General features: G+C 62.1%; 10 protein-coding genes. 1 reads left to right on the top strand and 9 read right to left on the bottom strand.

The genetic code is table 11. The features are described from left to right. The 6 genes from ACIQ36_RS16915 to ACIQ36_RS16890 all read right to left on the bottom strand — a co-directional run. Positions 1 to 232 (bottom strand): hypothetical protein (locus ACIQ36_RS16915; protein ID WP_395831466.1); only part of this gene is annotated, 232 nt, incomplete at its 3' end. 94 nt (positions 233 to 326) lie between these two features. Continuing rightward, positions 327 to 1,403 carry a CobW family GTP-binding protein gene (locus ACIQ36_RS16910; protein WP_395831464.1) on the bottom strand — a complete coding sequence of 359 codons (1,077 nt, stop codon included), beginning with the start codon at positions 1,401 to 1,403 and terminating at the stop codon, positions 327 to 329. Next, positions 1,400 to 2,410: a WD40 repeat domain-containing protein gene (locus ACIQ36_RS16905; RefSeq protein ID WP_395831462.1), complete on the bottom strand. Its 1,011-nt coding sequence runs from the start codon at positions 2,408 to 2,410 to the stop codon at positions 1,400 to 1,402. The genes ACIQ36_RS16910 and ACIQ36_RS16905 overlap by 4 nt, the downstream gene beginning before the upstream one ends. Continuing rightward, positions 2,410 to 2,985, bottom strand: coding sequence for a DUF924 family protein (locus ACIQ36_RS16900; protein WP_395831460.1), 576 nt, complete (start codon positions 2,983 to 2,985; stop codon positions 2,410 to 2,412). Before ACIQ36_RS16900 ends, ACIQ36_RS16905 begins: the two co-directional genes overlap by 1 nt. Then, a complete protein-coding gene (locus ACIQ36_RS16895; protein ID WP_395831458.1) occupies positions 2,982 to 3,950 on the bottom strand; it encodes a CobW family GTP-binding protein in 969 nt (322 codons plus the stop codon). Before ACIQ36_RS16895 ends, ACIQ36_RS16900 begins: the two co-directional genes overlap by 4 nt. A gap of 38 nt (positions 3,951 to 3,988) precedes the next feature. After that, positions 3,989 to 4,201, bottom strand: a complete 213-nt coding sequence (locus tag ACIQ36_RS16890) for a hypothetical protein (RefSeq protein WP_395831456.1) — start codon at positions 4,199 to 4,201, stop codon at positions 3,989 to 3,991. A 98-nt stretch (positions 4,202 to 4,299) separates the two neighbouring features. Between ACIQ36_RS16890 and ACIQ36_RS16885 the strand changes: the two genes are divergently transcribed. Beyond that, a complete protein-coding gene (locus tag ACIQ36_RS16885) occupies positions 4,300 to 4,752 on the top strand; it encodes an urease accessory protein UreE (RefSeq protein ID WP_395831453.1) in 453 nt (150 codons plus the stop codon). Here the strand turns inward: ACIQ36_RS16885 and ACIQ36_RS16880 are convergent. Genes ACIQ36_RS16880 through ACIQ36_RS16870 form a run of 3 tightly spaced genes read right to left on the bottom strand, consistent with a single transcriptional unit; the run spans position 4,749 to position 6,894 of the window. Next, positions 4,749 to 5,219: a universal stress protein gene (locus ACIQ36_RS16880; RefSeq protein ID WP_395831451.1), complete on the bottom strand. Its 471-nt coding sequence runs from the start codon at positions 5,217 to 5,219 to the stop codon at positions 4,749 to 4,751. The genes ACIQ36_RS16885 and ACIQ36_RS16880 overlap by 4 nt on opposite strands. A 23-nt stretch (positions 5,220 to 5,242) precedes the next feature. Then, positions 5,243 to 5,983 (bottom strand): TIGR02186 family protein, encoded by a 741-nt coding sequence (locus ACIQ36_RS16875; protein WP_395831449.1) that lies wholly within the window; start codon positions 5,981 to 5,983, stop codon positions 5,243 to 5,245. Continuing rightward, positions 5,980 to 6,894 (bottom strand): sulfite exporter TauE/SafE family protein, encoded by a 915-nt coding sequence (locus tag ACIQ36_RS16870; RefSeq protein ID WP_395831447.1) that lies wholly within the window; start codon positions 6,892 to 6,894, stop codon positions 5,980 to 5,982. The genes ACIQ36_RS16875 and ACIQ36_RS16870 overlap by 4 nt, the downstream gene beginning before the upstream one ends. Positions 6,895 to 7,098 lie beyond the last annotated feature (204 nt).

Here is a 7,098-nt window from a genome sequence, read left to right as displayed (position 1 = left end):
GCGTGTGCAGCCAGAGGCGGGCTTCGTCGGCGGTATAGAAATCCGAGAGGCGTTCGACCACATAGCGCAGGTCGGCGATGACCGTTTGCGTGCGCAAGGTTGGCGTGCCATTCCCGTGCGACCAGCGCGAGACGGTTGCGGTCGAGACATCGACGATATTGGCGATATCCTTGCCCTGAAGGCCCCCTCGGGTGCGGAGATCGTCCAGAATGCGGGCGACGGCGGTGCTCATAGCCCGAGCCTTTCAAAGTTTGTATCCTTAAGAAGTTTACACTTTAATTTCGCAGAATACAAAATATGAAATTAATTCGAAATCTTGAGTAGGGTTAACCCACGACCTCCGTCAACTGTTTCAGCGATTTCTCCAGCAGATCCCGGCTAATATCCCGCGTAATCAGCACGATGCGGCTGCGGTGGTCGGCGTCGGGCCAGGCGGGGAGTTGCACTGGCGGGTGTAGCAGATGTTGCACGCCGTGCAGCACCGTGGGCGTCTCCTGGCCGCGCAGGTTGAGGATGGCTTTCAGGCGCAGAATATCCTCGCCGCGATAGGCGGTGAGTGATTGCAGCCAGAGGGTCACAGCGTCCCAGGGCAGCGGCGCGTTGAGCGTCAGGCAGTGGGCCTCAATGCGGTCGTCGTGGCGGTTCAGATTATGGTGATGGTGCGGGTCGTGGTGGTGATGCCCGTGGTCATGGTGCCCGTGGTCATGGTCGTGGTGATGGTGCCCATGCGCTTCATAAGCCTCGGCCTGGAGCCAGCGGCGCACGTCCAGACTTTTGGTGTCGGGATTCCACAGTCCGGCCTCGATCAACGCGGGCGCGGGCGCGTCGGTGCTCAAGATCGGGGCGGCGGGGTTCAGGGTGTGCAGGCGGGTTTTCAGCGCGGCCACCGCCGCCGGATCAGCAATATCCTGTTTCGTCAGAATGATCCGGTCGGCCACGGCGGCTTGCTTCACGGCCTCCGGCTGAGCCGTCAGCGTCGCATCGCCGACGACCGCATCGACGGTGGTGACAACCCCATCAAGGCGGTAATGGGCCGCCACCAGCGGGTCTTGCATCAGTGTGTGTAAAATGGGGGCCGGATCGGCGAGGCCGGTGGTTTCGATAATGACGCGCTCGAATTCCGTCACCGTGCCGCGCACCCGGTCAATCGCCATCTGCCGCAGGGTTTTCGACAGATCCGACTGAATGGTGCAGCACAGGCAGCCCGAGGCCATGAGAATGCGCTGCTGCCCGTCGCTCTCCTCGATCTTTTCGATCAAATGATGGTCGAGCCCGATTTCCCCGAACTCATTGATGAGCACCAGCGCATTTTTCAACGCGGGATCGCGCAACAGCCGGTTCAGCAGGGTGGTCTTACCCGAGCCAAGAAAGCCGGTGAGCAGGGTGACGGGGATCAGGCTCATGCGGCCTCTCCTGGAACTGAAAAGATCATGGCCCGGCCATCGTCGGCGCCGGCAACCAAATGGTGCCCGTCGCGCGACCAAGCGAGGCAGGTGACAGGGCCGCGTTTGGTGAGTTGCACCTTGCCGCCCGCTTGCGTGGCGAGATCGACCATCGCCAGCGTGCCATCCTCATAGCCACAGGCGATAAAATGCGTATGGGGGTGGGCCGCGACACGCGTCACTACGCTATTCTTCACTTCCACCAACTCCAGCGGCGCACGCCCTTCCGGGCCGGGCCCATCGAACGGCCAAGCCACCAGCACTTCCGCGCCCGAGGTGCAGAGCCACTGCCCATCCGCCGAGAACGCCAGCGAGCGGACTTTGCTTTGATAGCCGGACATGCGCATCTCGCGCTTTTCATCCAGCCGCCAGCCGTGAACATCACCTTCCTGGGTGGAAGTGGCGACGATGGAGCCTTCCGGGTTGATGACGACCGCCAGATGCGAGCCCTTCCACACCAGCTTGCGCGGCTCGGCGCTGCCGTCGAGCTTCCACAGCGTCGCGCCATTGTAATGGCAGGCGACGAGGCTTTCGCCGTGCAGGGCAATATCCATTACGGTGCTATCATGGGGGCCGTAGGTAGCAATCGAACTGCCGTCGGCGGCCAGCAGCAGCACGTTTTTTCCCACCGCATAGGCAAGGCGACCATCGGGCAGAATGGCCATCACTTCGATCCATTGATGCGGGTGCTTGGCCCATTCCACCGACGCGCCTTCGACAGGAATGCGCATCACGCACCCATCTTCACCGCCCGTCACGTAACCGCCGAGCGGATGGGCGACGAGGGCCGTGAGCCCGCCCTTATGCACTTGGGTTTCGCTTGAAACCTGCTGCGCCACTGTTGCGAAAGGAATGCGGCGCAGCTTGCCATTGGCCTGGCCCAAGGCGGCCTCGCGGCAATCCCACGCCACGGCGGCGCGGGTTAGATAGCCGTCGAATTTCCAATTTGTGCGCGAGGCGTTTTGCATCAGAAAGACGATCCTGGTTCGGCCAAAAACTGAAACTCTTCGGGCGTGCTCTCACGGCCCAAAATCTCATTGCGGTGGGGAAAGCGCCCGAAGCGCGCAATCACGGCGCGGTGCCGCTCGGCATAGTCGGCAATATTGGCGTCGGCAAAGACCGGCGATTCGGCCTCAAGCGCGCGCATGAGGTCCACACTGCGATCTTGCAGGTCGAGGTTTTCCGCATGCTCCAGCGGCATGTAGAAGAACAGCCGCTCCAACGGGCTAAAATGCTGATGGTAGCCGCGCTCCAACCCCATCAGCGTTACTTCCTGGGCGCGGGAATCGCCTGCAAACGCCAGCGGGGTGCCGCGATAAGCGTTGCGGGGGAATTGGTCGAGCAGCAGCATGAGGGCGAGGGCGGAGCGGGGCAGCCCGTCCCAGCCGTCGAGCCCGCTGCTGAGGGCTTGACCGAGTTCGATCTGGAACCGCCGGGCGATTTCCTGATCGAAGGCCTCGCCGCCGCCAAACCATTCGGGCCGAAAGCGCGGGGGCGCTTCGGTGCCGAACCAAAACTCGAGAATCGCGTTGGAGCTACTCACAGTTTCACCCCTTGGGCGCAATTGAGGAAGCCTTCGCGCAGCGCGTCGGCATCCAAATCGCGCCCGATGAACACGATGCGGCTGTCGCGCGTATCGCGCCCGCGCCAAGGGTTGCCCCAGCTATGGTTCATCTGCATGTGAACGCCCTGGAACACGAAGCGGCGGTTGGAGCCCGTGACGTTCAAAATGCCCTTCGAGCGGAAAATATCTTGGCCCTTGAGGCGCAATAGCGTGCCGATCCAGGCTTCGAACTTATCCGGGTCGATGGGCTTGTCGGTGCTGATACCGACCGAGGCCACGTCTTCTTCGTGATGATGATGGTGATGATCGAGGAAATGCGGCTCCTGCTCCAAAATGCGGTTCAGGTCGAACGCGCCCCGGTTGAGGATCTGCTTTAGGTCGATTTCGCTGTTTTGGGTGTGATAGAGCGGCGCGAAGGCATTGATTTTGCGCACGCGCGCTTCCACCGCCGCCAGTTCGTCCGGCGAGACGAGATCGACCTTATTCAGCAGCAGCACGTCGGCAAAAGCGATCTGCTCGACGATTTCATGCCCGTCGCCAACGTGATCGAGGAAATGTTTAGCGTCCACCAGGGTCACGATGGCGTCGAGCTTGGCGGCTTCCTTCACGTCGGGATCAACGAAGAAGGTTTGCGCCACCGGGGCCGGATCGGCAAGGCCAGTGGTTTCGACGATAATCCCGTCGAACTCGCGCCCGCGCCGCATGAGGCCGCTAATAATGCGGATCAAATCGCCGCGCACGGTGCAGCAAATGCAGCCGTTGTTCATTTCGAACACTTCTTCGTCGGACTGCACGACCAATTGATCGTCGATCCCCAGTTCGGCGAACTCATTGATGACCACGGCGTATTTTTTGCCGTGCGGCTCGGTCAGAATCCGGTTCAGCAGGGTGGTTTTCCCCGAACCAAGGAAGCCGGTGAGAATGGTAACGGGCAGTTGCAGCATCGGTCAGGGTCTCGCTTACTCGAATCGTCGAAAATCGCCTATCGGCGGGGTCTGGTCACATATCGGGCCGCAAGGCCGAAAATTAAAGCCGCCAGCGGCACGCCCAAGGTGAGCGGCCCCATCACCGCAAAGCTGGGCGCGGGGCGGGTATAGGCGGTGTAAATCAGCATCGCCGCCACCCAAAGCGCCGAGGCAACCACCCACAGCAGCAGCAGATTATAGCGCCCCGGCGGGGAAGGTTCGTTCGACATGGCTCTCATCCGCAAAATTTCTCTGCCATAGGTGCCGCAGGTAAGGGCTTCCGGCAAGGGGGGTTGCGGGAAAAGCGCCAGATTCATACTCTCAGTCTATGGCTACTCTTCCCATTCAGCAGATCAAACTGCGCGGAACCTGGGCGCTCGCGGCGGCGGCAGGCGTCGTGCCCGTTACCCACAAGCAGCGCCACGGGCGGCAACGGCTGAAGCTGGGGGCCGATACGCTCACCGTCACCGTCGAGCGCGATCAATTGCTGAACGATGGCGACGCCCTCGTGACCGAAACCGGCACCCATTATCTCGTGCGCACGGTGCCGGAACGGGTTCTGCTGGCGAGCTGCGCCGACGCCACCGTGACCGCGCGCCTCGCCTGGCACTTGGGCGCGCGGGGCGTGCCGCTGGAAATTCAGGCGAGCGGCGTGATTATTCCCGACAGCCCGGCCAATCGACGGCTGGTTGCGGGCTTGGGCGCCGAAGGGGAGCCGGTGAAGCGGGTGTTCACGCCGGAACTTTCGGAACTGATTAGGCCGCCGCGTCGGCGGAGTTAAGCCAGCAAGGCCAGTTGCGAATCCGTCAAAGCCCCCGGCACAATCGTAATCGGAATGCGCAAACGCCCCGCCACGCGCCCGGCGACGTGGGAGACCAGCGGGCCGGGGCCTTCGCTGCCGGTGCCGGCCCCCAGCACCAGAATCGAGATCGAGTCATCCTCTTCGATCAGGCGCAGCAGTTCCTCGCGCCGATCCCCCTCGCGCACATAGAGCGCCGGGATGCGGCCCGACCAGTCGATGGCCTCGCCGCCTAAGCGTTGCAGCGTCTGTTCCGCCTGCTCCCGCTTTTCGGCCCGAATGAGATGTTCGATGGAAAGCCACTGCTGGCCATCGACCGGCTCGATGACATAGAGCAAGGCCACATGCCCGCCGGTGTGGCGCGCGCGCAGGCAGGCGAAATGCAGGGCGGTATTGAGTTCAGGGCTATCGTCGACGACGACGAGAAAAACCCGATTTTCGTGGGGCATGCTTGCGCCTCCTCGTTTCGCATTTAGCGGGCGCGGAACGCCCAAAAGCCCAATGCCCCCATCAGCACAGCAAGGCTGAGGGAGGCCAGGGCGTAAATCAAAGGTTGCCGATAGGCCCAATCATGCACATCGGCGGCAATCCCGACCTGACTGGTCACAAGCGGCGTGGTGATAATGCCGATCACCTGCCGGTCTTTGACGGCATAGACCGACACTTGAAACGGCCCGACCGGCACGTTCGACGGCAAAGCGAAGCTCACCTTAAACAAGCGCCCGCCCAAAAGTCGAATCGGCTCGGATTTTTGGACGATCAAACCGCGCTTGCCGAGTTCGGCGACCACGGCGGCGCGGTCGGCCTCCAGCACCTCCCGCCCGTTCGTCGCACGGACGGGCTCCAGGCTGGCTTGCAGGGCCGAAAGCCCAAGGCGGTTCTGATTCAGGTCTTCCAGCGAGAGCAGGCTGGTGACGGGTTTGGTCGCTGCCAGCCCGTAGAACCCCGGCACTTGGGTAAAACGCTGTGCCGGGCCGTTCAGCCACAGGCCCAACACCCGTTCCTTATGGCGCAGGCTCAGCGTTTGGCCAGGGCCGCGCAACACGACGATCACATCCGCGCCCACTTCCTCCAGCGTGCCGAAAACCGTGACCTCCGTCCCACTGAAGCCCGTAGTGATGGCGACGAGCGGATGGGTCACGTCGGCCAGCACGGCCTGGGCGCGCACGATCGGCGCGTAGAGCAGGGCGAGCGCCAGCAGCAGGCGAATCACCGCAGCACCTCCAGCGCAAAAAGATCAGACGGCGTCAGGATAAGGTCGAAAAACAGCTTTACCGCCACCGCAAGGATCAGCAACGACATCAGCATGCGCGATTGCTCGCCGCGCAGCTTGAGCCCGAAGCGTAGGCCCACTTGCGTGCCGACAATCCCGCCGATCAGCAGCAGCAAGGCCAGAAACACATCGACGGTTTGGTTCGTCACGGCTTGCAGGGTGGCGGTAATGGCGGTGACGAAAATAATCTGAAATAGCGAGGTTCCCGGCACCACGCTCGGCGGCATGCCGACGATATAGACCATGGCCGGAATCATGAAGAAGCCGCCGCCCACCCCCATGATAGCGACGATAATGCCGCTTAAAAACCCGATGGTGATCGGCACGAAGACCGAAATATACAGGCGGCTTTTCGGGAATTTCATCTTCCACGGCAGCCCGTGCATCCACAAATGCTGGTGCAGGCGGCGCAGGGCGAGCGTGGGGTTGCGCGCGGCCCGATAGGCTTTGATACTTTCGACCAGCATCAAGCCGCCGACACTGCCCAAGACGATCACATAGAGAATGGAAATCGCCGCGTCGATCTGGCCCAAGCGCTGCAAGAGGCTGAAAATCCACACGCCTAAGGCCGAGCCGACGACACCGCCCCCCAACATAACGCCGCCCATGCGCGCATCCACCCCGCCGCGCTGCCAATGGCCGAGAACGCCCGACAGCGACGCGCCGACCAACTGATTCGCCTGGGTTCCCACGGCAACGGCAGGCGGCACGCCGAGAAAAATGAGAATCGGCGTCATCAGAAAGCCGCCGCCGATGCCGAACAGGCCCGAGATAAACCCCACGCCGCCGCCCAAGGCCAGCAACACCAGAAGGTTAATCGACATTTCGGCGATCGGCAGATAGACCTGCATCCCGTTCCACTCACTTCCGGTAGTCCCGCGCCCGGCAGGCTTAGCTTATGAGCCTTTTTGAGCGCGGCTTCATCTGTTTTTGCCAGATCCGATAAAGTGCCGATCTTTTCCGGCGAATCGCCGAAACTTTCGCTCATTCCGCCGATTCGCCGGGTGGTCTGCCGACGCTGCCCCCCGGCACACTCTGGCGCAACAGGATAAACA

This window comes from Elstera sp. (genome assembly GCF_044372965.1).
Taxonomy (GTDB): Bacteria; Pseudomonadota; Alphaproteobacteria; order Elsterales; family Elsteraceae; genus Elstera.
This window is presented reverse-complemented; position numbering and strand designations above follow the sequence as displayed.